General features: G+C 60.7%; 1 protein-coding gene. It reads right to left on the bottom strand.

The features are described from left to right. Positions 1-753, bottom strand: a 753-nt coding sequence (locus ABW16_RS26695; protein ID WP_412178228.1) for a PGRS repeat-containing protein, incomplete at its 3' end; no start/stop codon positions are given. Positions 754-894 lie beyond the last annotated feature (141 nt).

Here is an 894-nt window from a genome sequence, read left to right as displayed (position 1 = left end):
GATGCCGTCGCCACCATCGCCACCGTTACCACCGTCGGCACCGGCACCACCGGCACCACCCTTACCACCGGAACCGATCAGCCACGAACCCTTACCACCGGCACCACCATTACCACCAGCACCACCATTAGCACCGGCAAGACCATTCAGCCCCGCACCAACAGCCGCCCCAGCAGCACCCACCGCACCATCGCCACCAAGACCACCATTACCGCCCGAACCGAACGCCAAACCAATGCCATCACCACCGGCACCACCAACACCACCGGCACCACCAGCGATACCAGCACCCGCAGCACCACCATCACCACCGATACCCATCCACCAGCCACCGTTACCACCGGCGCCACCGTCACCACCATCAACACCGGCACCACCGGCGCCACCATCGCCGAACATGCCCGCCGAACCACCAACACCACCAGTGCCATCAGCGGCCGTACCACCAGCACCACCATCACCGAACCACAAACCACCAGCACCACCAGCAGCCTGCGCCAGCGTCCCACCATCAATACCGTCAGCACCATTACCGATCAGAATCTGACCGAAACCAAACAAGTTGACGAAATCCGCAACCGACGAACCGAACGAACTGTTCAGGAAGTCCTGACCCAAGTCATGCCACGGGTCATAGAACAACGACCCAAACCAATCATCAGCAGCAGCCGAACCCGGCACCCCCGCCAACGACGCATCAAACGACAAACCCACATTGCTCAGCAACGGCTCCCACGAAGCCTGATCAAACAACGTCTCCCACGACGACGCCTGACTCAAATCACTAAGAGCCCCAGCCAAATCCGCGCCAACCAGATCAACAACCCAATCCAGCTCATCAGCATGCGCAACAGGCGCCGAAGCCAACGGCGACAACCCAAACGCCAAAAACGC

Origin of the sequence: Mycolicibacter heraklionensis, from assembly GCF_001021505.1 — a bacterium.
GTDB classification, from domain to species: domain Bacteria; phylum Actinomycetota; class Actinomycetes; order Mycobacteriales; family Mycobacteriaceae; genus Mycobacterium; species Mycobacterium heraklionense.
Note: the sequence above shows the minus strand (reverse complement) of the source record. Positions and strands in the feature narration are given on the sequence as shown.